Origin of the sequence: Arthrobacter sp. MYb221, assembly GCF_002979835.1 — a bacterium.
Lineage (GTDB): Bacteria > Actinomycetota > Actinomycetes > Actinomycetales > Micrococcaceae > Glutamicibacter.
Genome location: NZ_PCPW01000013.1, coordinates 73791 through 98725 on the forward strand (window position 1 = coordinate 73791; position 24935 = coordinate 98725).

The following is a 24935-nucleotide window of genomic DNA, read 5'->3' on the forward strand; positions in this document are numbered from 1 at the left end:
ATGCTCATCCGAATGAACCAGCTGGTCGCCGAGGCCATGGCCGCAGGCCACGCCGTCCCGGCCTTCACCTGCTACGACTTCACCACCGCACTGGCGGTGGTGGCCGAAGCCGAAGCGCAGAACCGCGCGGCCATCCTGAATGTCGCGCCGAAAACCGCGTCCAGCGCCTCCGGGCTGCGGCTGATCTGCGCGCTGCGCACCCTGGGCGGACAGGCCACCGTGCCGGTGGCGGTGCAGCTGGATCACGCCAGCGACGCGCAGCTGATTGCCCGCGCGGTGCAGGCCGGCGCCACCGCGGTGCTTGCCGATGGTTCGGCCGGCTCGCTGGAGGAGAATATCTCCTTCGTGCAGCAGGTGCGCTCGCTGATCGGCCCGGACATCGTGCTGGAAGCAGAACTCGGCGCGCTGCCCGGCAACGAGGACAAGGCCTTTGAGCAAAGCGCCTCGCAGCTGACCGATCCGGAACAGGTGGCTCAGTTCCTTGATGCCAGCGGCGCCGACCTGTTGGCGGTAGCCATCGGCAATGTGCACGGCCGCTACAAGGGCGAGCCGAAGATCCACTGGGATGTGCTGAAGGCCATCCATGCCGAATCCACGGTTCCGCTGGTCCTGCACGGTGCGTCGGGAATCGCTGCGCCGGATCTGTCGCGGTCCATCGCCTATGGGGTGGGCAAGGTCAATCTGAATACAGAGCTGCGCAGCTCGACGCTCACCATGCTGGCGGATCAGCTGGAATCGCGCCGGGCCGACGGGCAGAATATCCTGGGCCTGCTCGGTGACTGGGAGCGCGCGGTGACCGAGGTCGCCGCGTCAACGTTCGCCGCGCTGGTGCCCAGCTAGCCTGCCGCCTTCAGGGCCGTGGCGCGGGGACTTCGCGGTTCCCGCACTGCGGCGCTCCGGCTTTGCCACTGCTAGCCGGTGCGCGCGCAGCCGAACCTGCGCGCAGTCCAGCCGATCCGCACTCCGGCCTGAACAGCGTCCGGCCTTGCATCCGCATCCATGATGCAATGGATCCATGATGTTGAAGCAGTTGGAATACTTTGTGGCTCTGGCCCGCGAACAGCACTTCGCGAGGGCCGCGCAGTTCTGCCGCATCTCCCAACCGGCGCTCTCGGAATCCATTCGCAAGCTCGAAGACGAACTGGGCGTGCCGCTGGTCCGCCGCGGGCATTCTTTCCAAGGGCTAACTTTGGAAGGCGAGTCGGTTCTGCGTTGGGCGCGGCGCATGCTCAGCGACAGGGACTCCCTGCGCCAAGAGGCTCATGCTTTGCGATCAGGGATCAAGGGATCTCTGCGCTTGGGCGTTGTTCCGGCCGCGGCGACCACCGTGGTCCAGCTGACGGACCCATTCGCGCGCGTCTACGACCAGGTGGGCATCGTCCTGGAATCGAGCCTTCGCTCGGCTGACATCGTGCGCCGCATCAAGAACTACGAACTGGACGCCGGGCTCATCTATGCCGTGCCCGAGGACCTCGTGGGGTTGCGGGTAGTCCCCCTGTACGCCGAAGAGCATGTGCTGCTCAGCGCGGTCGGGATGTTGCCCGAAGATCGCACCCTTGCAGGCTGGAGCGCAGCGCTGGAACTTCCGCTATGCCTTTTGGACGGCAGCTTGCGGGGCCGGCAAGTACTCGATGCCGCGCTTGCCGCTAGCGGAATGCGCGCCGAGCCACGCATAGAGTGCGATTCCGTGGCTTCGCTCATTGCCTACGTGGCTACCGGCCAATGGGCCAGTATCGTCCCCAAGCAATGGCTGGATCCCTTCGGGCTGCTGCCCGGACTTGAGCAGACGGCCTTGGTCGCTCCGCACGTCACAGCCCAGATGGTGCTCGTGATGCACTGCGCGCAATCGCTGCCGCCGGTGCCACGAACTTTCTTACAAACTGTGACCAAGATCTTCCCGAACGCCGATTACGCTACTGACCTAGTATAATAAGGTCGATCTATTGATCCATTGGAAGTAATTCTTGGACATGATCAAGCCTGCTCACGGACACTTGAACCACCGGGTGATTTTGCGCCGTCGCGAAGCTCAACGGACTAGGGAAAGTAGGTTCAACGGGCATGGACGTCAGGCTTCGCACGACGTCCGCGTGGGGCACACCAAACTGGCAGCTGCTGCGCGCGGCGCATCGACCCGAGCTGCGGCCGGCCTTGCGGGTGGGGTTCGGCCTCGCCATTCCCGGAATCGTCCTGCTGATCCTGGGCCACGGCGAGCTGATGGTCTATGCGGTCTTCGGCTCGGTCGTTGGAATGTACGGAAGAAATCCGAATCGCCTGCAACGACTCAAGGACCAGGCACTCGCGGCGGCGATGATGCTTGCCGCGGGCATATCGGCAATTTTCATCGCCCCGTGGCATCTGGCCCCGTGGCCCTTCCTGGCCGCCGGAATCATGGTGGCATTATGCAGCTCGCTGTGTTCGGATCGGTTCGGCCTGAAACCCGGAGGGTCCTTCTTCCCCCTGTTCGCGTTCGGCGCCTTGGGAAGCCTGCCCGTCGGAGAACAGCTTGCAACATCGGGTCTCGCGGCGTTCGTTTTGACCGCGATGTTCAGCATCGTGCTTGGCCAGACGGCCCGGTTCGTGGGATCCGAAAGGCGGAACACCGGACGCGGACTGCCCTGGCAAGAGATCTTGCGCCGAGCGGGCTGCTATGGCTGCGTCGTCCTGCTGGCAGGATCCATCGCGATGCTGCTGGGCGTGGATCATCTGGCGTGGGTCATGGCCAGTGCCGTCGTGCCGCTGGCGGCAGGCAACGCGCGCGGCAGACTGAGCCGAGGGGCGCATCGCGTCGCCGGCACCGTCGCCGGCCTGCTCGTGCTGCTGGGCATCTATTCTCTTCAGCTTCCCGAGGTTTGGCTCGGGCTGGCCGTCATCTTCTTGATGTTCCCCACCGAAGGCTACATGACCCGGAATTACGGACTGGCACTCAGCTTCTTCACCCCGCAGATCATGCTCATGCTGGAGTTGGCTGACCCGAGTGTGGATGCCAGCGTGATGCTTGAACGGGCGTTGGCGAACCTCTTGGGCGTGTCGGCCGGAATTCTAGGTGCGCTTTTTTTCGACCCGAAACAGCGCTGAGGCTTCCAGCTCCGCGCCGGGCACCGCCAATGCCGCCAAAAGCGCCAGGGCGAAAGCCGCCCATGATTCGATTCCCCTGCCAGCCCTCCGGTCCGCCAGCATGTTTCCAGACTCAGACCAGGCGCCAGATTCGTCAGGATTTGTCCATGGTTGGGTCAAAGGGCAATTCGGTCCAATCTCCTGAATTGGATTCGGTTGAATGGGCGGTACCGGAATTACTGCAGGTGGATGAGTCCATGCCGAACAAGGAAATCGCCGCCAAGGTCGAAGTAGCCCCAACACCTGCTTGGAGCGGATCAGGTGGATGCGCCGCAATGGCTCCGTCGAGGCCGCTTGCGCCCATGCGCTGCCGAGTCTGCAATGCGAGGGCGAGCAGGCATTCTTGGGCATCCAGATCCGTCCTCATGCCCGCGACACCGCCAACGACTTCGCGCAGACGGCACCGGCCTTGCCCGAAACTCTCGCGCTGTATAACGTCAGCGGCAGCCAGGACTACCTGGTCCATGTCGCGGTGGCCAACAGCGGCGAGCTGCAGCACCTGATCATTGACGAGCTGCTCGCCCTGCCCCTGGTCGCGCACTGCGAGCTGTTATCTCTTCCTTAGGACATCTCCACTGGTCCTGGCAGGCCTGGCCCGGTGACAAGATCAATGACGCCACTCCAATCGAAGCCCATGAGGAGCTTGCCCTGCCGAATTACGGCCGGCCCTTCAACGACCCTTCCGGATTGGCCGCTGGCACGAATCCTGCTTCTTGATACGGCTTCACAAATTGCATCTCTGAGCGCGCCTTTTACGAGGCACCGAGATCGATCTTTCAGGGAAGAAAAGTGCCCTCCGCGCATCGCACGCAGGGCACTGTTCAAACACCACTGAGGCCAGCTGGCTACTTGGTGGCCGGCCGTTTGCTCTTGGCTCGATGAATCCAGCCAACGACCAGGTCCGCGAGCAGGAACAGGGCCAGGCTGATCCCCATAAGAGGCAGGAAGACGCCGACGGCAGCTGCAGCCAGCAAGACCAACGGGATGCCCCACCATGGGGCGCGGGTTAAGCCGCCACGTGCAGGGGCTTTGCCCATGCGTAGTGCGGGATTCTTCGTGGGGCGGCGCTTCCACCACATCGCATAGCCCAGCACCACCATGGAGGCGATGGCCGAGGCGACCAGGAACAACAGGATCTGGTTGGGAAGTCCGAACATGGAGCCCATGTGGATATCGATTCCCCATCGCGAGAGTTTCGCGGCGAGGCTGAACTCCCTGAAATCAACACGGTCCACGACGTCCAGTGTTTGCCCATTGATAGAGACCGCGTCGACTTCGGTCGGGTAGGACCGCTGGATCTCTTGGACCACCCACGCCTTTCCTTTCGCGGCTGGCGGCTTGATCTCAACCAGTCCCGTATTGACGTTGACTTCCTTGGCGATCGAGAGCATGGTATCGAATGCCGCCGGGTTCACCGAGTCGCCGGTTGGCGCGGGCGCGGCCCCGTGGTGATGGGCGTGCTCATCACCTGCACTGCCCTCCGCGGCAGACAGCTCCGTGCCCACCGAGGGGGTTCCCCAGTTCAGCGCGGCGCGCAGCTCACTGACATTCGCGCCACCGTAGGTCGACCAGGTGATGCCGGTGGCGGAGAGGAAGAATGCGCCGAGCAAGACCCAGATCCCTAGCGATCCATGCCAGCTGGCCAGGCGCCGGTAGCCTTTTGCCTTGACAGCGGGGCGGATGAGGTCTTTTTTTCGCTTGGTTTTCCTGATGCGCAGAATCCACAGGCCAAATCCTGCCAGGGCGATAACTCCCAGCCAGGAGGCTGCCAGTTCGCTATACATGCGCCCCGGCTCACCGAGCTGCAGGTTGCGGTGCAACTGGTCAATCCAGGTCCGCAGGGGCAGCGCACCGCTGGTCCCGTAGGCGGTCAAGTCTCCGCGGATTTCAGCGGTGGCCGGGTCGATGAAAATGGCCCTGGTTTCGCTGGCTCCCAGGTTCTCGTCCGCATACATCACCCTGGTGGTATCACCGGGGTGCGGTGCCGGGCGAACCGCAACCAGCGCATCATCACTGCCCAGGTAGGTGTTGGCCGCCTCAACTTGATCGGCCAGCGGCAAATAGGAATCAGCTATCGGCGCGCGCAGCTGATCGGCATAGACAGCCTGTTCGATTTGCGGAGTAATTGCATACAAGGCGCCGCTCACCGCGGCCACAAGGATAAACGGGCCGATGAAGATTCCCGCATAGAAGTGCAGCCGTAGCAGCAGCTGGCCGAGCCATCCCTTTCGGGTGGGCCCCGAAGGCACGGGCGGTGGCTGGGATTCCGGGGTCGTGGTTTCCAGAAAAGTCATGAACGGTCCTTGAGGGAAAAGTAGGAAGAGTACAGGTGGCTAGGCTGCGAAAAGGGTTTCACCGATGAATCCTCCTTCGGCGCAGCCCGGGGGGATCAGGAAGACGGCCGAGCCGATGGGAGTCGTCCACTGGTTCAGCGCGTCAAGGTCCGATAGGCGTTGCTGCATCGGGGTGTATTGCTTGGCCACGCTCTTTTGGTAGGACACGAAGATCAGCCCCGAATTGGAGATGTCATTCCCGTTGGGCGGCTCGTCGTAGTTGTATCCACGCCGGAAGATCCGCTCGTTCGTGTTATCGGACCGGGCTCTGCGGATGTGCGCCTGCGCGGCGATGACCGTGAACCCCAAGGCGTTGGTCGCTTCGAAGTCAGGCTCATCGTGTTCTTGGGTTCCCGTGGTCGGAGCTCCGTTGCCCAGGGTCCGCCCAACACTGAATTCCCGGCCGGAGCGGTCAAGCTCATCCCAGGTATCAACATCCATTCGGATGCGCCGAAGGACCATGGTGGTGCTCCCATCCGCGTTCCACACCACAGAGTTGAAATCCTCCGAACCGGGGATGGGATTCACGGTCCCGTCGACTTGTCCGAACAGATTCCGCATCGTGGTGCCGCTGGCCTCGGATCCCCGTGATCGGCGGAACCCGGACTGCACCCATTTCACCGAGGCAAACCGGCGGGCATCCTTGAGCATCATCCGTTGGGCATGCGCAACGGACAATGGATCGTCCGAAGCGATATGCAGCAGCAGATCCCCATCGTTCCAGCGTTCTTCGAGCCGGTCGATCTTGAACCCCGGCAACGGTTGGCCTTCGCTGGCCGAGGACCCCGCGAGTTCCATGAGTTTCGGACCGAATCCGAAGGTCACGGTGAGCCGTGCTGGAACCGTGCCCAGTTCCGGTTCGGTGTCTGCCAAGGCCGCTTGGCCTTGGGTGAGCCTTGCCGCGTCATCGCTGAGCAACCGGAGCAGGCGTTGCAGGGACTCGTGGTCAAGGTCATCGCGCAAATCCAACGCGATGTAGTTGGCGTGGGCTTGGGGCTCGGTGGCGATTCCTGCCTGGTGTTCGCCGTAGAACGGAATCACGGTTTGGCCGTGCAACGGCTCCGAAGCGCCGGCTGGCGCAGCAGCGCCGGCCAGGGAGTCGATCCCCAGAGCGGCGATCGCTCCCAGTCCGGCTGCGGCGCCGCCGAACAGAATTCCTCGCCTGCTAGGGCCTGATTTGGCGGGTGTGTCTTCGTGTGGCATTAGTGATCGTGGGCGCTTTCGGATGCGGAGTCGCCCTTGTCCAACTCGTCATGACCCATGCCCTCGTGCTCGGAGCCCTCATAATTTTCATTCGCGCCGGCGAAGTCCTTCACCGGGGCGGTGATCTCGAAGCTGGTGTCATCGGAGAATTCCAGGCTCATGTTCACGACGCTGCCGGGCTTGAGCGGTTCGGCGAGGTCCATGAGCATGATGTGGCTTCCCCCTGGTTCAAGATGCAGTTCGCCGTGGGCGGGGATGGTGAATCCGCCAGTTTTTTCGCGCATCACCATGGCCCCGGATTCGTTGGCTACCGTTTCGTGCAGTTCCAGATCGCTGGAGGCCGGGCTCGTGACCGAGGTGACGGTGATGTCCTGGTCTCCGGTGTTTTCAATTGTGCCGAATCCCGCCGACATCCCCTCGTCGATAGCCTTCACCCATGGATCTTTCATGGTGACAGAAGCGCCAGCTGGAGCCGGGTTGCTGTTAGCAGCAGGGGTGGCGGCGCAACCCGCCAAGGCGATCAACGCGGCAGCGGATAGGGCAGTGGTGCGCAGGGCAAAAGAAGTTTTCACGGTTCATCCTAGGAAAATGAGGGAAGCACAAATAGGGTGCTCCGAATCAGTGCTGCTGTGGAGCCTGAAAACACCGATGTTGCTATCGGCGGTCAGGGAACATTGTGCTGGGCACAGCAGGGGAGAAAAAAGCCCTGGTCGAATAGGGCTTGCGAAGGTGCGGTGCGAGGCAGGACTGGTTGGCCTCCGGGGTTCAGGACGGAGGACGCACTGGAGACTGGAAAGGCAACGCTGATAGAACGAACTCAGTGAGATTCGTTCGCCAGCATGCTTTCAGGAAAAATCATTGTGCACGAGCGCAGTAGCTTGTCCTGGGATGGGACATGGCAGAGCCCGATTCCGGGTCCTTTGCAAACAGGAGCGGAAAAGTCGCAGCCCAGAAGGACTGCAAGGTTGTCTTACACCGTTGCCAGTACGGGCGGGCCCCTGCGAACGACAGACGTGGCATACACGGCCACCGTGCAGGCAGGGATTTCGCGCGGTTCCACAGGCGCTGTCTGCGGGCGCACTGGCTGATAAGCGAAGTTGACCAGGCGCCAGAAGAGTTTCCAGGTGAACAGGCCGATGATCTCCGAAGCCGCGATGAGTACCTGCTCGCTGCGGTGAAGCACCAGAACGGTAGCGAACCCCGCAAGGAAGTGCGCCAGCAGCATGCTGCCATCGCCGTGGCTTGCCATGGTGGTACTGGCCGAGCCGGTCACATCGACCGCCAGGGATATTCCATGATGTGCGTGGATGCCTTGCCCCGCGGTTGAAAGAGCGGAATGACCTGCTCCCATGGAGAACAGGAGGTGGAAGAGCATCTGGCTGAACCCCACCATGATGGACAACCGCCAGAACGTGAACCGTTTGCCGCTGAGCAAGATGCAGACCATGAGCGACAGGGACAGCGGTAGCGCGATGTTCAGGATGTCCGGTATGGCTCCGCCCGCAAGTACGTGGGAAACCAGAGAAACGGACGTCGCGAAGAACGCGGCGGCGGTGCCTCTGAGAGCACGTGTTGAACGGGAGGATTTTTGCACACCACCAGTATTACAGACCGGGCACCGTATTTCGACATCCTGTAAAACTCTAGAATACGGCCCTCTTGCTCCGGGGTGCAGTCATTTCCGCAGACGAGGGCGGACCCCGCAAGCCAACCCTGGCACGTTGAAGGATCGATACCGTGCTCGCGCGGCGGTCATCCCGGTGCCAAGGCGGTGCCGGTCTTCAAAATTTCGGGCATAGCCTACCGGGGGTACCGGCGGTATTGCCGGGGTGAAGCGTTCCGTGCAGCTCCGAATGTCGCGGGCCTGTCCGTTGTGCCTGTCTGGGACTTGGCGTGCTGCACACGATCCCTTGAATCCACCAACTCAGAATGGCTCGCTGACCGACAGTACCCTCAACCCGTGGCACCACTCGCCCGTCACGGATGACGGTGCGGTCGGCGCCGCGCTCCATGACGGCCGAGGCAACCGTCTGGCCATCCATCAGCACTAGGTCCGCACGGTCTCCCACGGCTATGCCCGGTCGGTCGGCCACGGACGCCAGCCGCGGCATCTCGCGCTTCATGATCGACGCGCCGCCCATGGCGGCCACGGCGAGCGCATGTTCGATCTGCTCGTCTTTGGGCATGCCGTACACGAAGGCCAGCTGCCAGGTCCGGTCCAGCATCTCGCAATTGACATAAGGGCTCCAATAGTCCCATTGCCCGTCCTTTCCCAGCCCGAAGCGCACCACGGGTTCGGCCAGGCCCAGCAGCGGCAGGAGGGTGGAGGTGCTCGGTGCGACCGAGGTCAGCGAGAAGTCCAGCTCGGCGAAGGTGTCGCTCAGCTTCCGACTGGTGGCTTCGCCGACTGCGCCCAGTCCATAGGCGTGGGACAGGTTGACCCTGCCTTCCATGCCCAGCGCCCGGGTGCGCTCGGCAATCAGTTCCGCGGAAAAGACTCCCTGCGTGCCCGCCTCGTGCAGGTGGATGCCGATGTCCACCTGCACGAGGCGGCCAAGCCGAACACCACATCCAAATGGCGGACCGGGTCGCGGTCCAGCTCGCAGGGATCGATGCCGACCATGAAGTCGGCACCTGCCTTGAGCGCGTCTTCCAAGTATTTCCCTGTGCCCGGCTCCCGAAGGATGCCGGGCACAGGGAAGACCATGATCTGCACGTCGGCCTCGTTGGCGAATTTCTCCTTGATGGCTACCACGGCTTCATATTTCACGAGCATGCAGTCCACGTCCACCTGGGCAAAGGTACGCCAACTGGTGGTGCCGCGGGCGATCATCCGTTCCAGGGTTCCGGCCACGCGCTCGGGCAATCCAATTTCCACGTCGCGCCAGTTCTCCCGGTCGTTGCCCATCATGCCCCAGACCCCGGGACGGCTGGTGTGCTCGCGGAAGGGCAAGCCGACGCGGGTCGAGTCCAGGTGCACATGCTGGTCACCAATCGGTAGGTTTCGGTGCGTCTGGTTGTCTCGGCATGCACGGTGATGTTCGCGGTGAGCCCCCGCACCGGTTGTCCGGCCAGCACTGAAAGATAGAATCCGTCCGGCAGTATCTGGCGCACCGGCAGCTGCCGTCCGAGCTTGACCCGCACCAGGAACTGCGCGCCGGTCTTCCGGAGCTGGTGCAGCAGCCCGGCGGAGGCGAAGTTCCGGTCGGCCATGATCAGCATCCCTTCATCCATGGAGCGCAGCAGCTGCGGGGTGTAGGTGGTTTCCCCGATGGTCGTCGGCCCGAACACGACATCCATGATGCTGCGCGTGCCGCAGGCGATCAACGCCAGCAGGCGGGCTTGCGGGTACCCGGTCCCGCCGTGGTGACCGGCATGCTTCGAGTATTTGTACCGGTTCTGCTCGATGTCCGCCAAGGTCAGGATCGTCCCATCGATCGCGCAGAGCCGGTACCGTCCGTAGAACGATCCTTCCCGGCTGGCCGTGGCGGTCGGGCCGCGCAGCGTGGCGTGGAAGAGCTCCAGCAGTGGGCAGGCCGATTGCCGGACGACGCGGATATGGCAGAAGTGCTCACCGGATATGTCATGGACCTTTTGGGCGAGAACAGCACCGCCGCCGTCTTCGAGTCGCACCTCTATGCCCTGGCCTACACCAGGCTGGCACTGCGCAAGGCCGCCGCGGATTGGGACCTCGGATTGACCCGGGTCCTGTGCCACCGCTCCGATGAGATCACCGGCAAGATGCTGGGCGTGGCATTGTGCGGCCTGCAGCTGCAGTTGGTCCTGTCCGATCAGATACCCGACCGGGAAGTAGTCGCGAAGATCTTCCGCCGCGCATTGGCCGGGGGCGCGGGCTAGTCGGGAATCCGACGGTCCGGGAGAACTGCGAGACCGCATCGATCTCGCCCGCCTGTTCTCCGTGCGAGCGCGAAACAACAGGTCATGCAGGCAGGCCCCGGGTCCCGGTGCCAGCCTGGTCAGGCTCGATTCCCTTTCGGCAAATGCGGCAGGAACGCCGGGGCTTCGAGGGACTGAGAATTCAATGCGCGCATGGATTACAGGCCCTCCAGCCGATACAACGCCAAAGCCATATGCAAGGAAGTGCGCGTGTCCGCATTCTCCACGTCGATGCCGAACTCCTCGTGCAACCGCCGAAGCCGCGCGTAGACGCTGGGGCGGCTAAGGTGCACCGACCTCGACAGTTCCGCGATATTTCCCGTGGCGCCCAGATATGCCTCCAGAATCGCCAGCAGCTCCGGCTCCTCTTTCAAAGGACCAAGCTGATCCCGAACGAAAGCTGCGCCCTCGGGGGTGCTCACGAGCGTCTGAAGTATCCAGCGGAACCCCAGATCGTGCGCCAGGTAGTACTTGGGCTTGCGCACCACCATGCTCAATGCCCCGCGCGCCACTCGATAGGCTTCGAGCAGTCCGTCCGTCGCGGCCCGCTTCAATGATTCGTAGCTTCCGGCAATTCCCATACTCCATTGCCGATGGCCAATTTCTGATTCAACGAGCCGGTAAGCTCTTTGCAGCAGCACCTCGGGGTGTTCATGAGAAGCCAAGCAGAACATCATTCCAACGGCTTCCGATTCGTCGCCTAGTCCATTGCGCACAATCACCGGGACCGGGAAATCCTCGAAGGCGATCCGCAATCTGCGAATCAGCGAACTGAGATCATTTTCTTCGTCTGCGCCCGAAGCAATGCACAACACCGCGGGAATCAGCTCCAGCACATCTGTGACCCCGAAAAGGCGCAGGCGCAGCCATGCGCCTTGTTCCGTTACGGTTTGATTGGTCCGCAGATCCGCAATGGCATCAGCCAAGAATTCCTGGCGCAGCAGGTGCAGCCGGTCAAGGTCTCCGCTCAGCTTTTGCCCGAGAATTCGGGAAAGCCGATCCAGGATGACCGCGAATCCTGCCGACTCGCGCCACAACGGGCAGACGATGCGTCCGACCCTCCGGCCATCGACGAATACTGGATTGTGCACCCACTGCTCGCCAGCCAGCTCAAAACGGCCTTGCTCCAACCCCCATGCTCGCTGGCGAGACTGCGCATAAAGGGACATCTGCTCCATGCCTAAACCGCGCTGGAACAGGACTACCGACAGCTCGTCTTCCAGGATCAGCGGCCTATCAAGCAGGTCCGCCGCGGTGCGGAGCAGATCAAGAGCCGAAAGCTGTTCGGCGACCGGAGAACTCAGAAAATCCGCCACCGCGTCGGGGCCGGAAACCACCATCGCGGATCGCGAAATCTCATTATAGGCTTCGATGATTTCGATGAAACGCGCGCGGTCATCGAGCAAGACCACGGGGAAGCTCATGGAAGTAGCCGCCGTGCGAAGTGCCGCCTTGACCGGGGCCTCGTCGGCCAAGAAGGAGAAGACCACTCCGCTGGCCCCGGAGCGATGGAGCTCGTCGAGGAACGCGGCTGCCTGTTCAACGGATTGACTCAACCCCAATCCCGAGCACAGGATCAGCTCCCCGCCCTCGATGAGTCCTGCCAGATCCGCGGATTCGGCGATGTGGATTCCGCGCACGTCATCGTCCAATCGTGTCCCGTCACCGAGGATGTGGGGACGCGATCTGTTGAACGCCGGGTTCTGAAGAAATTGGCGGATCGTCAAGGGCATTTACAGAGTGTAACACCGCGCTCCGCCAAGTGATTACAGTTCACCTGTTGCCCGGATCACATCCTGGCCGGAAGATGGATACAAGTCCGAAACGACCGAATACATCACGTCATACCCGGATTTATGGAATATCAAAGTACGCGGCCACCAGAGGAAACCCTCAACGGATGAGCCGCCGTCCGGCTCGATTCACCACACCGGGCCTTCAAGCAGCAACTCGAAAATCTACACAGAAGTGGTCGCCATGAACACTGCAAGCTCACACGACGCCACCCCCGACGAGCAGGCCTTCCTCACCGAACGAAGTCACGTGTGCGAAGACTTCGCAGCGCATGAAGCAACGCATCAAAAGGGGCAGCTCTCCCGCGGCGAATACCTCGTCGTCGGACTCCTTCTCGCCATTGCCTACGTCTTGACCCTCGCACTCCAATAGCCTCTCGCCCGGAAATTCTGAGAATTCCGGACCCTCCTGAAAGCGAATTCACATGGATTACGCCATCGAAGCAGAACGCGGCAGGGCACCGCTCCCGCCGAGCAAGCGCCTCTGGGGCTTCTGGGAATACACCTGGGCCAACGCTGCACTTGCCATTGCCACCTGGGGTTTCCTGATCGGTGGGTCACTGGCGCTGGTGGTCGATGTTAAGCAAGGCTTGTCGGCAATCGTTCTTGGCAACGTTCTAGGAGTGCTGCTCGTCGGACTGGCGGTCTCGGTCAGCGCAGGCAAGTACGGCACCGAGCAATACACGTTCATGCGCAGCGTCTTCGGACACCACGGCAGCCGGCTGATCTACATCGTTGCCATGATCCTGCTCACCGTCGGCTGGCTGGTCGTGCTGGGCATCATGTTCGGCCGTTCCATCGACTCGGCCGTCTCCGTGGTGCTGCAACGCGAACCGGAGCCAACCGGCTGGCATATCTACGCGATCACCCTGGTTGCCATTGCCATCACCGCATTCGTCGTGGCCAAGGGCCCCACCTCCATCAAGGTCTTCAACACCATAGTCGCCCCGGCCCTGTTCCTGGTGATGGGCGTGATGATCTACATCTTCCTGAAGGATTCCAGCCTCGCCGAGCTCCTGTCCCTTCCGGCACTGAGTCAGCCGTTCGATTCGAACGCCGTGAACTTCATGATCGCCGTGGAAATCAACATCGCCGCAGGCTTCTCATGGTGGCCGTATCTGGGCAACCTGTCCCGCATCACCAAAAACGAGCGCGTGGCGTTCTGGCCAAACCTGATCGGAATCGGCGCAGCGGCCTCGCTTGGCGAAGCGGTGGGCCTGGTCGGCGCCATCAAGTTCGGCAGCGCGGACCCCACGCAGTGGATGACCGAGTCCGGCGGTTTGTGGCTCAGCGTGATCGTCCTGCTCTTCGTCGCTTTTGCCAACGTGACGAGCATGGCCAATATCCTGTACACCGCAGTGGTCGGATTACGGCAGATGTTCGACACGCTGCTCAGGAGATTCAGCTGGGAACAGCTGGTGGCAGGATTCTGTCTGGTCCCTGCCGTCGTCCTGTTCGTCCTTCCCGGACTCTACGACGGATTCATGGTCTTCCTAGTCTGGACCGCGGCGCTGTATAGCGCCCTGACCGGCATCATGATCGTGGACTACTTCATTCTGCGCCGCACGCACGTGGCGCTGAAGGACCTGTTCATCGAAGGCAAGGCCTCGCGCTACTACTTCACCGGCGGGTTCAACATCGCAGCGATGTCGGCCTTCGCCATCGGAGCCGCCGTCTTCACGGTGACCTTCAACCCGTATTCCTTCGAGCACAGCGAATGGTTCCGCTACACCACCGCTTCGCTGCTGGCCGCCGCCGCGGCCGGCAGCGTGTACTGGATCGCTTCAAGACTCTTCATCCTGCCCCGCGGACTGGGTGCGTACACCTCCGATTCGACCACTTCAACTACCACTAAATAGGAGCTGAACCGCAATGACCAATACCATGCTTGCCGCCTTCTACACCGAAGACAACGCCCCGCTCGACCTTCGCCAGACCCGGATCCCGACCCCGGGCAAGGGCGAAGTGCTGATCAAGATGGAAAGCTGCGGCGTCTGCCACACCGACGTGCATTTCTGGAAGGGCGAAGACGAACTACCTCGCGAGAAGCCGGCGATCCTGGGCCACGAAGGCGTGGGCACCGTGGCCGTCCGGGGCGAAGGCGCAGACCTTGCCCTCGGTGCCCGGGTGGGCGTCGGGTTCGTCTACGAGGCCTGCGGCAGCTGCCGCGAATGCCGCCGCGGCCTGGAAACCTACTGCCGCGATTCGAAGGCCACCGGAGTCCATGTAGATGGCTGCTTTTCCGAGTATGTCATCGCCCCGGCCGCCTGGGTCTCGCTGATCCCGGAAGAACTCTCCTCCGCGGATGCCGCACCGCTGCTCTGCGCAGGCGTCACCGCCTACAGCGCGGTCCGCAAGGCCCAGCTGGAGCCGGGGTCCGTCGCGGTGGTCTTCGGTCTGGGCGGCCTGGGCCAGTACGCCATTCAGTGCGCGGCCCTGTACGGCGCCAAGGTGATCGGCATCGACCTGGATCCCGCCAAGCTCGAAACCGCCAAGGAACTGGGCGCCTACGCCGCCTACATCCCGGGCGATGACGCGGTGGCGGCTATCCAGGCCCTGGGCGGCGCCGACGCCTGCCTGAGCTTCGCCCCCTCCCCTCAGGTCTTCCGCAGCATGTTCGATCTGGCCGCACCGACCGCTCGTTTCATCCAGGTGGCACTGCCCAATAAGCCGTTCAGCTTCGCCGCGGCAGAAATCATCGATCTGGGCATCACGATCATCGGCAGCGCCGACGGCACCCGGCTGGAGCGCGACCAGGTTCTCGCCCTCGCCAAGGAGGGCAAGATCAGGTCCACGATCAAGACCCTCCCCTTCGCCGAGATCAACGATGCCTTCCAGGCCCTGGACCGGGGGCAGGCCGAAGGCCGCCTCGTCGTCAACTACTAGAGCTCTTCGAGCACGAATCCTTTGGAGCAGACCATGACTTCGCCAATCAATACCGAGGCAGCAATGAAGACCTTCGAGAACCCGCAGGCCTACCTGGCCGCCTACAACGTACCCGCCGGCGTCCAGGAATTCCTGGGTCGCCAGCACGAGCTGTTCATCAACAACGTCTGGCGGCCGGCCTCCGACGGCGCCACCGTGGCGGTCATCGAGCCCTCCACCGGCCAGCAGGTCTCCACCCTTGCCAGCGCCACCGTCGAGGACCTGGAGGAAGCCGTCGCGGCGGCCCGCTGCGCCTTCGAATCCGGTGGGTGGGCTACGCAGACCCCGTTGGCCCGCGAACGCATGCTGCACCGCTTGGCGGACCTGATCGAAGCGCATTTCCAGGAGCTGGCCATCCTGGAATCCATCGACGTGGGCAAGCCTCTCGCCGAGGCCGAGATGGACATCCAGGGCACCATCGATACCTACCGCTACTTCGCAGGCTGGGCCTCGAAGATCTCCGGCCGCAGCGGCGAGCCAGCAGGACTCGAAGGCAACTACGTTGCCTATACCCGCAAGGAACCGGTCGGCGTCATCGGCGTCATCGTGCCGTGGAATTTCCCGTTGCAGACCTTGGCCTGGAAGCTGGGCGCGGCCCTGGCGGCCGGCTGCACCACAGTCGTCAAGCCGCCCGAGGTCACCTCGCTGACCACCCTGCGCTTCGCCGAATTGGCGCTGGAGGCCGGCATCCCGGCAGGGGTCATCAACATCCTCACCGGTAAGGGCTCCACCGTGGGCGCGGCGCTGGCCGCACATCGGGGCATCGACAAGATCACCTTCACCGGATCTACCAAAACCGGGATGTCGGTGGGCCATGCGGCCCTGGAGAACATGACCCGTATGACCCTGGAACTGGGCGGCAAGTCCGCGGTCCTGGTCTTCGAGGACTGCGATCTGGACAAGGCCGTGGAAGAAGTCGCCTTTGGCATTTTCTTCAACGCCGGGCAGATCTGCGACGCCGGTTCGCGCTTGTACGTGCAGAGCTCGATCTACGACGAGTTCATGGACAAGCTGGTTGTCAACGCCAAATCATGGAAACTGGGCCCGGGCCTGGATCCGGAAGCCACCATCGGCCCACTGGTCTCCGAGGCCCAGTACCGTTCGGTGACCGACCTGATCAGAGCCGGTGTGGAGGAAGGCGCCAAGCTATTGTGCGGCGGCCCAATCGACGACGGCGCCACCAACTACGTGGCGCCGGTGATCTTCGGAGACTGCACCAACCAAATGGTCGTGGTGCGCGAGGAGATCTTCGGCCCGGTTCTGGTGGCCCAGCGATTCTCCACCGAACAGGAGGCGCTGGCCCTGGCCAACGACAGCGATTACGGCCTGGCCGCCACCATTTACTCACAGTCCCTGAACCGCGTGCACCAGTTATCCAAGGATCTGAAGGCCGGTTCCGTCTACGTCAACGCGCAGAGCTCCATCGACGCGGCCATGCCGTTCGGCGGCTACAAGAAATCCGGCTTCGGCCGCGATCTGGGCGCGGAACAGCTGGACTACGTCACCGAAACCAAAACCGTGTGGATCACCCTTCCATAGGCTGCGCAAAGAATTCCAAGGAGAACCATCATGGTTGATTTCGTCCCCGTCGGCCCCGTGCCCGCCACCGAGGTGCCACGCTACGCAGGCCTGGGCACCTTCGCCCGCCTGCCACAGCTTGGATCAGTGCCGGACTACGACGTCGCAATCGTCGGCGTACCCTTCGACGGCGGAACCTCGTTCCGCCCGGGAGCCCGCTTCGGCCCCTCCAACGTCCGCGAGGCCTCGCGCCTGCTGCGCCCGGGATTCCACCCCGAACTGCAGACCACCGCGGTCCAGTCCGCGCAGTTCGTGGATGCCGGGGATTTGTCCTGCACCCCCTATGACAACGCGCTGGCCGTGCAGCAGATCCAGGAGCAGGCCACCCGCCTGGTTGCCAAGGACAAGACCGTGATCGCCATCGGCGGCGACCACACCATTGCCCTGCCGATGATCCGCGCGACCGCGGCGGTGCACGGGCCGGTGGCCCTGCTGCACTTCGATGCACATCTGGACACCTGGGACACGTACTTCGGCGAGGAGATCACCCACGGCACAATGTTCCGGAGGGCCTTCGAAGAGGGGCTGCTGGTCGAGGAGCGCTCCATGCATGTGGGCATCCGCGGTCCGGTGTACGACAAGGACGACTTCATCCGCGACCACGAGTTCGGGTTCCAGATCATCCGTTGCTCGGACATCGACACGATGGGCATCCCCGCGGTCGTGCAGCGCATCAAGGACCGCATTGGCAACACCCCGGTGTACCTGTCAATCGACATCGATGTGCTCGATCCCGCCTATGCGCCGGGCACCGGCACCCCCGAGATGGGAGGCATGCACTCACGCGAGATCCTGCAGACCCTGCGCGGATTGGGAACCCTGAACATCGTCGGCGCCGATGTGGTGGAGGTCGCTCCGGCCTATGACCACGCGGACATCACCTCGCTGGCCGCGGCCACGCTGGTCTTCGAAATGATGTCGCTGCTGACCGCGAACAAGTAACGGGCAGTAATATGCTGGCAGCCGCCTGCTCACCGGATAATCCGGTGAGCAGGCGGCTGCCTCTGCGAGGCAGCACTACCAGCGATGGCCAATATGATGCAGTGCGCGGACCATGTAGCCCACGGCGTCGGGCATATGCCGCGCCTCGGTAGCCGCGAAGCCGATGAGCAGGGCCGGCGGAGCCGGCTGCTGCAGCACGTAGTCCCCCAGTGCATAGGTGTAGACCCCGCGGTCGGCCAGCTGCGCTGCCAAAAGCTGATCGTCGATTCCCGGCGGCAGTTTGGCGATCAAATGCATCCCCGCGTCCACCGGGCTGGCATGGATGAACGGATCCACCTGCCGGTGCAGTTCTTTCAACAACGCCGCCTGCCGGGTTTCGTAGATTTTCCGGGTGCGTCGGATATGCGAGTTCAGGTGCCCCTCGCGCAGGAAGTCGGCCGCGGCCGCCTGGATCAGTGTGGATGGACTCCGACCGGTCACGGAGATCGCGGCGCCGAAGGGCTGGACCAGGTCCTCTGGCAGCACCGCGTAGCCGACCCTGATAGAAGGGAACATGACTTTGCTGAACGATCCCACATGCACCACGTGCGCACCGCGATCCAGACCGAACAGCGGCGGCAAGTGCGCCCCGCGATAGCGCAGTTCGCTATCACTGTCATCCTCAATGATCCAACTGTTGCGCTCATTGGCCCAGGAGATCCACTCCATGCGACGGGCCAGGGACATGCGCACACCTAAGGGGTGCTGTCGGGCGGGAGTCAGGAACATGAGACGACCGGCCGGAAAGTCTTCCGTTGCGGCCAGGTTCGCACCCTGCTCATCAATAGGGACGCCGTGCACGGTGCAGCCGTTTGCCAGCATCGCCTTGGCCGCGGCGATGTGTCCCGGGTCCTCCATCCAGACGTGGTCCCCTGGATCGGTCATCAGCAGCATGAGCGCATTGAACGCCTGCTGCGCGCCGGTGGTGATGACGATCTGTTCGGCCGCCGGTGTGATGCCCCGAGAATCGCGCAGGTATTCGGCCACCGCTTCGCGCAGGGGCAGGTAACCCAGCGGCTCGCCGTAACCGAGCATGTCGATGGAGCGGCGTTCGCTGTGGCGAGCCACCAGGGTTTTCCAGGTGCGGGCGGGGAACAGGTCGGTCCCGACTTGGCTGGCCACGAAAGTTTCGGAGTCTTCCGGGTTCCAGGAGGTCAGCGCCTGCTTGTGCAGCTCGCTGCCGCGGGTTGAGGTGCTCAGCCCTGCGCGCACCGATAGTTCGGGGCGTCGAGACACCGGTGAGAAGCTGAAGTCGTTGTGCCATTCGTCGCCCACGTAGGTGCCATCGCCAGCTCTGGAACGCAGGAATCCTTCGCTGGCCAGAGCCTGGAACGCGTTAACCAAGGTAATCCGGGAAACATTGAGCTCGGTGCACAGGGTTCGGGTAGAGGGGAGCCTCGTGCCGCCGGGAAGCTGTCCGCTGAGGATCATGGTGCGGATCTGCGTGTAGATCTGTCGATGCAACGGGCTGTCTCCAGCTCGGTCCAGCCGCAGGTCGCCCAGCAACTTTCCTCCGCTTCCCTTCACCATGGATCCTTCTCCCCCCAGCAGCTTCGGACCGCAGGACACGGCCGACGACGGGCCAGCCCAGTATACCTTCGTATTCTATGGGCCGACCCGCCGTGAAATGCGCTGCCGAGGTCGCTAGGCGCCAGTGGTGACCTTTTTCGCCTTCTTAGCGGTCTTGGCCACCAGCATGGCGATCACGCTGCCGATTACTGCCAGCCCGCACATGATCGCGAAGACCAGATGGAATCCGGTGGCTCCCGGGTATGCGTCAAGGATCGCTCCGTAGATCAGGAATCCGAACATGCCCGGCGCATATCCGATGAGACAGGCAACGCCAAAGGCGGTGCCGCTGATCTGATCAGGGATGCCGACCTCATCCATCGGCGCCCAGAAAACACCGCGCATCGAGAACACGATCAATGAGAAGACCAGACAGGCAACCATGACCGGTACGGTGAATTTCTCGTCCTGTGGCAGGAAGACAATAAGCGCCATTACGGGAAGCAGGGCCAGAAAAGAATAGCTCAGGTACTTGCTGGAGCTCTTGACTTTCTTGTCGGCCAGGTAGCCGCCCAGCGGACCGCCGATGATCTTCAGTCCGTACTGGTTGATGATGCCGAAGATGCCTACCAGAGCCACCGGCAGTCCGTACACGGTGGACAGGTACGGAATGAAGTAGGTCAGCCCCACATAGACGATGTAAACCATGAACACGGTGAAGCTGACCAACCACAGCTGCGGCATGCGCGCAATCAGCTTCAAGGAATCCCCTACGGTCGGCTTGTGCGCCTTAGTCTCAGCTGCCGCGGCATCCTGGATGTCCGGCGCAGAATTGCCGCGCAACAGGAAGAAAAGCAGGATGCCGATCACGATATTGATCGAAGAGTATGCGATAATCGCGGCACGGAATCCAGCGAGGCCCGATCCCATGGCGATGAAGATTCCCAGGGCCGAGAACGCCACGATGGTGTCGATGACACCGCGTCCGCCCTCGAGGAAACCGAACATGCGTCCCTGCTCGTCGCCGTCGCCCAACTGCCTGACGCTCTTGAGCAGCGCCGGCCAGAACAGGCAGTCCGAGCACACCGCGAGCAGCGCGAACACAACCATCATCATGTTGAAGTCCGGGAACGAGGCCATGTAGAAGCCGATGGCACCGGCGCCGATCAGGCCTGCACTGATCACGGTGCGGGTCTGGAAACGGTCAGCCAGGTATCCGCCGACTACAAACAGGACGGTGGCCACGATCGAGTTGATGCTTAGCAGCAGTCCGATTTCGGTGTTGCTTAGCCCGAGGTGCTCCTGCATGGGGACATAGAAAACGTCCTTGAGATTGGCCAGCTTGTAAATGGTGCCGCCGCCCATGATCAGCAGGACGAATTTGCCCCACTTGGCCTTGTTGATCGTTTTCATTAGCAGGTCTCCTGAAGAGTTTCGTTGCGGGCCGCGTCCTCGGACGCCGATTCCAGTCGGCACATGGCAAGTTCACGCAGTTGAGCAAGGACTGTTCGAACATAGGTCAGCTGGTTGACCGCCCACTGCGGCTCTTCAACCAACATTTGGTCCAAGGTCAGTGAGGCCGGAAGGTCGGTAGTGCTCAGATCGCGATAGGCGATAAACGGATCTTCCGGGTCATCTGCGCGACGGAAAGCCGGAGCACGGTAGTGGTTTTCCTGCTCTAGGGCGAAGGCGATCAACTGCGGTTCATCCTCTCCCAAGAGCAAAAGGTCCAACAGCATGCGCGGGCTTGGCATGTCGTCGTCATCGCTGCCTTGCAATACCCCGCGGTGGCCGAAGCCTCCGCTTTCCGGCATGATCTTGATGCCCTTGAGGTGAACTTGGCCGATGTGCGGCGCCAAGTGATTAAGCGCGTCCAAAGGGCGCTCGTAGGCGTTGATCATGTTCCCGAAGTCGAACAGTGCATGCAGCCGGGGATGGTTTGCACGTTCCAGGATTGCTGCGATTTCGAAGCTCTTGAATTCCTCGTGCTGTTCGAAGTAGAACTGAAGGTCGTATTTCTCGGCCAGCACGATCAGGTATTGCAAGTCGCTGTCGACCATGGTGAGAACCTCGGACAGCAGTCCTTCGTAGCGTGAATACACCCGGATGTGCTCGACGTTCAGGATCCGCGCAATGCGCACCACCTCGTCGAGGTCCGTCTTGCGGGTGCTGCTGATTTCCAGATGTACTTTGAGCCCCAGCTGGTGCGCGGTGGCTCCGAACTCCCGAAGCTCCTCATCGCTGGCCTGTCCCAGGCTGCGCTCTTCGCCATCAAGCAGGTGGATGCAGACACCGTCCAGTTCATGCTCAAAAGCGTAGGTCAGCAAGTCGCTGGGGCGGTAGGTGCCATAAGTGAAATTTCCCAGTAGCGAGTAGGCATGCGCGAACAGAGGAATCGTGTCGATTCGGTCGATTAGCTTCTGTGCCAATTGCTGCGTTAGCTCTGGAATCTGCTTCTTTTCGGCGGCATCCAAATTCATTGACAGAATCTTTGCGAATCGAGACTGTACGTTCAAGATTTCCTCCTCGGCTTCGGCGTGCTGTGCATCACCAGGTGTGCTGACTCTCATTTTTAGCAAGATATTAGTCATCGAGGTATGTCCATTATCGAGGCCAGGGTTAATACCAATGGCCTACTCCAGGAGGCGCAACGCACGGTGCCTTTGGGCATGGGAGCCAAATTGCATCTCTTCCGATGATCTTGGCAGCCAAACGGGCAGCGGGTTAGGCCAAAGTGGCGTGGGACCCTGAGTCGGAATCACGTGATTCAGAAACAAATCCATGTCCTTTCCAAAGCACGAGCCTCCAAGAGCAAGGCTTCCAAGCTTCCAATTACCCTCTGAAAATCGATGGATACCGGTCGGCCGGCAACACCGCGGGCTACCGCATCGCGTCAGCTGACCGTTTCCTGCCCCGGGCATATCGACGGGATCTGTGCGCTTACCCGCGGCCTGATCATGAACAGCTCGCAGCGCAATTGCAACCCACCTTCAAGAACTCGAACCTTAGCTGGTATGCCTGCATCGGCTTGGTCCGAGAACTCCAACGCACCAGCACCGACGAGCTTGGAACTGTAGCGGGCCGCCTGCCCGAGCGACTCCATATCGATCGGCAACAGCAGCCAGCTTGTAGCAGCCGACCGTCTTGATTCGCCTTTCCCCTTGGGCCGGCGCAACGTGTGAATTGCCTACAGATGTTGGTTCCTGCATTCCCAGTCCGACTTCTGGCGAGCAGTTCACTGCATTCGCGACCCTTCACGAACTTGGCAAGTGCGTATTGTGTCCCAGTTTTCCATAGGCTTGCGCTCTGCTTGTTCCCGACTGGATTCCCGCGGAGAGACGTCGCGCAGGCGCACTGCCAGTTACATCGCGGTGCCCGACTTCAGCAGTCGATAAAGAAGTAGCCTCCGTTCAGCCCATCCACCATGATGCGGTAGGACTTTCCGTCGAGTTTCGCGTCGAGCACCCAGTTCGGCTTCCACACCTTGTTGACGCTGCGGTGTTCCCGCACTCCGCCTTTCCACGCCAATCGGGCGCGGCGCAGCGCGGCGGTTGCCAGCAGCGACTTGGCTTTCTGCCGTGCGGTGTCGAAATCAATGGTGTTCCATTGCGGGTCTTGCACCGGGCTGAGCTGCGTGGCCCGGTCCGGATCGGCCGCCTGCCACGGGCCGCTGATAAATGCCTTGCCGGTGTAGTAGTCCACCAGCGCGTGGGTCCTTCCGACGCGACCGGCCAGGTGCGAGACGTCGAAGATGAAACCGGCAAATGGGTGGTGCCGCAGTCGAGCGGAGGTCACCTCCAGGCCCGGAGCTTTCGCTTGCAATATCGACTGGGCATAGTGCTCATCGACCAAGGTGCGCAGCACCAGCTCACTCATTGCGGCCGGCCATTTCGGCTTGCCCCGCCAGCAACGCGTCCTGGCCGATGAGCATCTTCGTCGGGATCGGCCCGATCTTCGCCGTCTCGTCCAAGGCCCGGACGATGCGCTCTGGAACGGGGTGGTTCGCCTGGGAAGCCAAGCTGCCGATGATCATGGCCGCGGTGGAGGCCAAGATTCCGGTGACCATCGGATCGATGCCGGTGGCCTCCGGGGCTCCCGATACCTGCCAGAGGACGGAAACTGCCGTGCCGGCGATCATCGAGGAGATAGCCCCGACGGTATTGGCCTTCTTCCACCAAACCGCGCAGACATACGCCGGGACAAAGGCGCTGCCAAGTACCGTGGTGGAGAAGATGACGATGGCCGCCACCGCCGGCGGTTCAAAGGCCGCAATGGCGAAACCAATGAGCGCCAGAGCCAGCACGGTGATGCGCGAGACCCACACCATCTGCCCGTCGCTCATTTTCTTGTTGATGAAGCGCGCGTAGATATCCTGGCTGGCAATGGTTCCGGCCTGCAGCAGCAAGGCGTCGGCGGTAGACATGATGGCCGCCATGATCGCAGCCATCACGATGCCCACGGCAAAGGTCGGCAAGACCGCGTCGGCGACCTCGAAGATCGCGGTTTCCGGATTGGCCAGGTTAGGCAGCAGAATCAACGCGAACATGCCGACAAGGTACGGGCCGGGAATGAATAGCAGGTTGAAGATCAGCGAGTAGGCACCGGCGGTGCGGGCTACCGACGGTTTCTTCATGGCCATGTGGCTGACCACCACATGCGGCCACCCCATATAGCCAATCGAGAAGACCAGCAGCGCACCGATGATGACGCCCCACTGGCCTTGGAAACCGAGGTCGGCGCCCCACATGGTCAGCATATTCGGGTTGATGGCGCCAATGGCTTCGTTGCCCTTGGTGAAGCCGCCAATGGCGATCAGGGTGGCAATGAGGATCCAGACCATGCCCACCACCATGATGATGGCCTGGACGAAGTCGGTGTAGGCCACCGCGAGGTAGCCGCCGAGGAAGGTGTACAGCACGATCACCCCGATGGCGATAGCCAGCGCCACGGGGAAGGACACCCCGGTGACCATCTCCAGCCCGCGTCCCCCGGCAATGAACTGGGCCAGGACATAGAAGAACATGCAGAACAGCGCCACCGGGGCGGCGATCAGCCGGATCCATTTCGACGGGTAGCGGTGTTCCAGATATTCAATGGAGGTAATGGAACCCAGAATTTGGGACAGCTTGCGCATGCGACGGCCCAGGACCGAAAGGTTCAGGATGCCGCCGCCGAGATCGCCCAGTGCGTACCACATGCCAAAGTAGCCCTGGGTGTAGCCCAGGGATCCGGCGCCCATGAACATGTAGCCGGACATCGAGGAACTTTGCAGTCGCAGGGCCGTCACGCCCGGGCCGATGCTGCGCCCTCCGAGCAGGAATCCCTCGGAGTCCTGCTGGCCTTTTTTCATCGCCCAGAAGCCGATACCTGCCATGGCGATGAAGTAGATGATGAGAAAGATGATTTCGAGGCTCACCGGTTGTCCTCCACGTCTTCACGCTTCCATCCGCGGCTGAGCCACATGAATACCGCGGTATAGATTACCCAGAGGGCCGGGACCCCAAGGATGACAACGGTCGTGAACGTTGGTAGACCAAACATCGACGCATTCCCCTTCCAAAGCCAAACATTCTGTATCGTGTGAACTGAATCACCAAAG

24 protein-coding genes are annotated in these 24935 nt (G+C 62.0%); 10 read left to right on the plus strand and 14 right to left on the minus strand.

The features are described from left to right. The 4 genes from CQ015_RS14840 (at nt 1) to CQ015_RS14855 (ending at nt 3682) form a co-directional block, all read left to right on the plus strand. On the plus strand, nt 1-840 hold the full coding sequence (locus CQ015_RS14840) for a class II fructose-bisphosphate aldolase (RefSeq protein WP_105650507.1): 840 nt from the start codon (nt 1-3) through the stop codon (nt 838-840). A 175-nt stretch (nt 841-1015) separates the two neighbouring features. After that, the gene (locus CQ015_RS14845) at nt 1016-1930 is read left to right on the plus strand and encodes a LysR family transcriptional regulator (protein ID WP_105650508.1); all 915 of its coding nucleotides are present in this window, start codon (nt 1016-1018) and stop codon (nt 1928-1930) included. Nucleotides 1931-2061: 131 nt separating this feature from the next. Then, the gene (locus tag CQ015_RS14850; RefSeq protein WP_096254358.1) at nt 2062-3078 is read left to right on the plus strand and encodes an FUSC family protein; all 1017 of its coding nucleotides are present in this window, start codon (nt 2062-2064) and stop codon (nt 3076-3078) included. Nucleotides 3079-3382: 304 nt separating this feature from the next. Then, nucleotides 3383-3682 carry an Lrp/AsnC ligand binding domain-containing protein gene (locus tag CQ015_RS14855; protein ID WP_219844318.1) on the plus strand — a complete coding sequence of 100 codons (300 nt, stop codon included), beginning with the start codon at nt 3383-3385 and terminating at the stop codon, nt 3680-3682. A 280-nt stretch (nt 3683-3962) separates the two neighbouring features. Here CQ015_RS14855 and CQ015_RS14860 read toward each other — a convergent pair whose 3' ends face one another. From CQ015_RS14860 to CQ015_RS14890, 7 genes are all read right to left on the minus strand, one after another. Next, complete coding sequence (locus CQ015_RS14860; RefSeq protein WP_170947721.1) at nt 3963-5411, minus strand: PepSY domain-containing protein; 1449 nt, start codon at nt 5409-5411, stop codon at nt 3963-3965. Nucleotides 5412-5450: 39 nt separating this feature from the next. After that, nucleotides 5451-6653, minus strand: a complete 1203-nt coding sequence (locus CQ015_RS14865) for a Dyp-type peroxidase (RefSeq protein WP_096254357.1) — start codon at nt 6651-6653, stop codon at nt 5451-5453. Further along, complete coding sequence (locus CQ015_RS14870) at nt 6653-7225, minus strand: copper chaperone PCu(A)C (RefSeq protein WP_096254356.1); 573 nt, start codon at nt 7223-7225, stop codon at nt 6653-6655. Before CQ015_RS14870 ends, CQ015_RS14865 begins: the two co-directional genes overlap by 1 nt. A gap of 398 nt (nt 7226-7623) precedes the next feature. Beyond that, the gene (locus CQ015_RS14875; RefSeq protein ID WP_096254355.1) at nt 7624-8247 is read right to left on the minus strand and encodes a hypothetical protein; all 624 of its coding nucleotides are present in this window, start codon (nt 8245-8247) and stop codon (nt 7624-7626) included. 187 nt (nt 8248-8434) lie between these two features. Next, entirely contained in the window at nt 8435-9199 is a 765-nt protein-coding gene (locus CQ015_RS14880) for an amidohydrolase family protein (protein ID WP_258138623.1), read from the minus strand. Then, nucleotides 9133-9564, minus strand: coding sequence for a hypothetical protein (locus CQ015_RS19430; RefSeq protein ID WP_258138625.1), 432 nt, complete (start codon nt 9562-9564; stop codon nt 9133-9135). Before CQ015_RS19430 ends, CQ015_RS14880 begins: the two co-directional genes overlap by 67 nt. After that, a complete protein-coding gene (locus CQ015_RS14890) occupies nt 9561-10286 on the minus strand; it encodes a transposase (RefSeq protein ID WP_181150439.1) in 726 nt (241 codons plus the stop codon). The genes CQ015_RS19430 and CQ015_RS14890 overlap by 4 nt, the downstream gene beginning before the upstream one ends. On the opposite strand from CQ015_RS14890, the gene CQ015_RS19035 reads away from it, so the two are divergent. Then, nucleotides 10248-10511, plus strand: coding sequence for a hypothetical protein (locus CQ015_RS19035; RefSeq protein ID WP_181148334.1), 264 nt, complete (start codon nt 10248-10250; stop codon nt 10509-10511). The two genes, CQ015_RS14890 and CQ015_RS19035, sit on opposite strands and share 39 nt — an antisense overlap. Before the next feature lie 197 nt (nt 10512-10708). Here CQ015_RS19035 and CQ015_RS14895 read toward each other — a convergent pair whose 3' ends face one another. Beyond that, nucleotides 10709-12283, minus strand: a complete 1575-nt coding sequence (locus CQ015_RS14895) for a PucR family transcriptional regulator (protein WP_105650511.1) — start codon at nt 12281-12283, stop codon at nt 10709-10711. 244 nt (nt 12284-12527) lie between these two features. Here CQ015_RS14895 and CQ015_RS14900 point away from each other — a divergent pair, with 244 nt between their 5' ends. The 5 genes from CQ015_RS14900 to speB are packed head-to-tail and all read left to right on the plus strand — an operon-like array spanning nt 12528 to nt 17788. Continuing rightward, a complete protein-coding gene (locus CQ015_RS14900) occupies nt 12528-12716 on the plus strand; it encodes a hypothetical protein (RefSeq protein WP_105650512.1) in 189 nt (62 codons plus the stop codon). 52 nt (nt 12717-12768) lie between these two features. Continuing rightward, on the plus strand, nt 12769-14202 hold the full coding sequence (locus tag CQ015_RS14905; protein ID WP_096254349.1) for a cytosine permease: 1434 nt from the start codon (nt 12769-12771) through the stop codon (nt 14200-14202). 13 nt (nt 14203-14215) lie between these two features. After that, nucleotides 14216-15229: an alcohol dehydrogenase catalytic domain-containing protein gene (locus CQ015_RS14910; protein ID WP_096254348.1), complete on the plus strand. Its 1014-nt coding sequence runs from the start codon at nt 14216-14218 to the stop codon at nt 15227-15229. Between the two features lie 33 nt (nt 15230-15262). Beyond that, nucleotides 15263-16807 carry an aldehyde dehydrogenase gene (locus CQ015_RS14915; protein ID WP_219843905.1) on the plus strand — a complete coding sequence of 515 codons (1545 nt, stop codon included), beginning with the start codon at nt 15263-15265 and terminating at the stop codon, nt 16805-16807. A 30-nt stretch (nt 16808-16837) separates the two neighbouring features. After that, nucleotides 16838-17788: an agmatinase gene (gene speB / locus CQ015_RS14920; protein ID WP_096254347.1), complete on the plus strand. Its 951-nt coding sequence runs from the start codon at nt 16838-16840 to the stop codon at nt 17786-17788. A gap of 75 nt (nt 17789-17863) precedes the next feature. Here speB and CQ015_RS14925 read toward each other — a convergent pair whose 3' ends face one another. The 6 genes from CQ015_RS14925 to CQ015_RS19435 all read right to left on the minus strand — a co-directional run bounded on the left by CQ015_RS14925 (nt 17864) and on the right by CQ015_RS19435 (nt 24877). Then, nucleotides 17864-19357, minus strand: coding sequence for a PLP-dependent aminotransferase family protein (locus CQ015_RS14925; RefSeq protein WP_105650513.1), 1494 nt, complete (start codon nt 19355-19357; stop codon nt 17864-17866). 114 nt (nt 19358-19471) lie between these two features. Beyond that, nucleotides 19472-20749 (minus strand): MFS transporter, encoded by a 1278-nt coding sequence (locus tag CQ015_RS14930; protein WP_105650514.1) that lies wholly within the window; start codon nt 20747-20749, stop codon nt 19472-19474. After that, the gene (locus CQ015_RS14935; RefSeq protein ID WP_219844319.1) at nt 20749-21816 is read right to left on the minus strand and encodes a sugar phosphate isomerase/epimerase; all 1068 of its coding nucleotides are present in this window, start codon (nt 21814-21816) and stop codon (nt 20749-20751) included. The genes CQ015_RS14930 and CQ015_RS14935 overlap by 1 nt, the downstream gene beginning before the upstream one ends. 901 nt (nt 21817-22717) lie before the next feature. Then, on the minus strand, nt 22718-23212 hold the full coding sequence (locus tag CQ015_RS14945) for a hypothetical protein (RefSeq protein ID WP_105650515.1): 495 nt from the start codon (nt 23210-23212) through the stop codon (nt 22718-22720). After that, on the minus strand, nt 23205-24752 hold the full coding sequence (locus tag CQ015_RS14950; protein WP_105552567.1) for a sodium/proline symporter: 1548 nt from the start codon (nt 24750-24752) through the stop codon (nt 23205-23207). Before CQ015_RS14950 ends, CQ015_RS14945 begins: the two co-directional genes overlap by 8 nt. Continuing rightward, on the minus strand, nt 24749-24877 hold the full coding sequence (locus CQ015_RS19435) for a hypothetical protein (protein ID WP_258138630.1): 129 nt from the start codon (nt 24875-24877) through the stop codon (nt 24749-24751). The genes CQ015_RS14950 and CQ015_RS19435 overlap by 4 nt, the downstream gene beginning before the upstream one ends. Between the last annotated feature and the right edge of the window lie 58 nt (nt 24878-24935).

What these genes read in the sequence shown, in the direction of transcription:
- CQ015_RS14840 (WP_105650507.1), top strand. Translation starts at nt 1, where the DNA reads ATGCTCATCCGAATGAACCAGCTGGTCGCCGAGGCCATGGCCGCAGGC.
- CQ015_RS14845 (WP_105650508.1), top strand. Translation starts at nt 1,016, where the DNA reads ATGATGTTGAAGCAGTTGGAATACTTTGTGGCTCTGGCCCGCGAACAG.
- CQ015_RS14850 (WP_096254358.1), top strand. Translation starts at nt 2,062, where the DNA reads ATGGACGTCAGGCTTCGCACGACGTCCGCGTGGGGCACACCAAACTGG.
- CQ015_RS14855 (WP_219844318.1), top strand. Translation starts at nt 3,383, where the DNA reads ATGCGCCGCAATGGCTCCGTCGAGGCCGCTTGCGCCCATGCGCTGCCG.
- CQ015_RS14860 (WP_170947721.1), bottom strand. Translation starts at nt 5,411, where the DNA reads ATGACTTTTCTGGAAACCACGACCCCGGAATCCCAGCCACCGCCCGTG.
- CQ015_RS14865 (WP_096254357.1), bottom strand. Translation starts at nt 6,653, where the DNA reads ATGCCACACGAAGACACACCCGCCAAATCAGGCCCTAGCAGGCGAGGA.
- CQ015_RS19430 (WP_258138625.1), bottom strand. Translation starts at nt 9,564, where the DNA reads ATGATGGGCAACGACCGGGAGAACTGGCGCGACGTGGAAATTGGATTG.
- CQ015_RS14895 (WP_105650511.1), bottom strand. Translation starts at nt 12,283, where the DNA reads ATGCCCTTGACGATCCGCCAATTTCTTCAGAACCCGGCGTTCAACAGA.
- CQ015_RS14900 (WP_105650512.1), top strand. Translation starts at nt 12,528, where the DNA reads ATGAACACTGCAAGCTCACACGACGCCACCCCCGACGAGCAGGCCTTC.
- CQ015_RS14905 (WP_096254349.1), top strand. Translation starts at nt 12,769, where the DNA reads ATGGATTACGCCATCGAAGCAGAACGCGGCAGGGCACCGCTCCCGCCG.
- CQ015_RS14910 (WP_096254348.1), top strand. Translation starts at nt 14,216, where the DNA reads ATGACCAATACCATGCTTGCCGCCTTCTACACCGAAGACAACGCCCCG.
- CQ015_RS14915 (WP_219843905.1), top strand. Translation starts at nt 15,263, where the DNA reads ATGACTTCGCCAATCAATACCGAGGCAGCAATGAAGACCTTCGAGAAC.
- speB (WP_096254347.1), top strand. Translation starts at nt 16,838, where the DNA reads ATGGTTGATTTCGTCCCCGTCGGCCCCGTGCCCGCCACCGAGGTGCCA.
- CQ015_RS14925 (WP_105650513.1), bottom strand. Translation starts at nt 19,357, where the DNA reads ATGGTGAAGGGAAGCGGAGGAAAGTTGCTGGGCGACCTGCGGCTGGAC.
- CQ015_RS14930 (WP_105650514.1), bottom strand. Translation starts at nt 20,749, where the DNA reads ATGAAAACGATCAACAAGGCCAAGTGGGGCAAATTCGTCCTGCTGATC.
- CQ015_RS14935 (WP_219844319.1), bottom strand. Translation starts at nt 21,816, where the DNA reads ATGAATTTGGATGCCGCCGAAAAGAAGCAGATTCCAGAGCTAACGCAG.
- CQ015_RS14945 (WP_105650515.1), bottom strand. Translation starts at nt 23,212, where the DNA reads ATGAGTGAGCTGGTGCTGCGCACCTTGGTCGATGAGCACTATGCCCAG.
- CQ015_RS19435 (WP_258138630.1), bottom strand. Translation starts at nt 24,877, where the DNA reads ATGTTTGGTCTACCAACGTTCACGACCGTTGTCATCCTTGGGGTCCCG.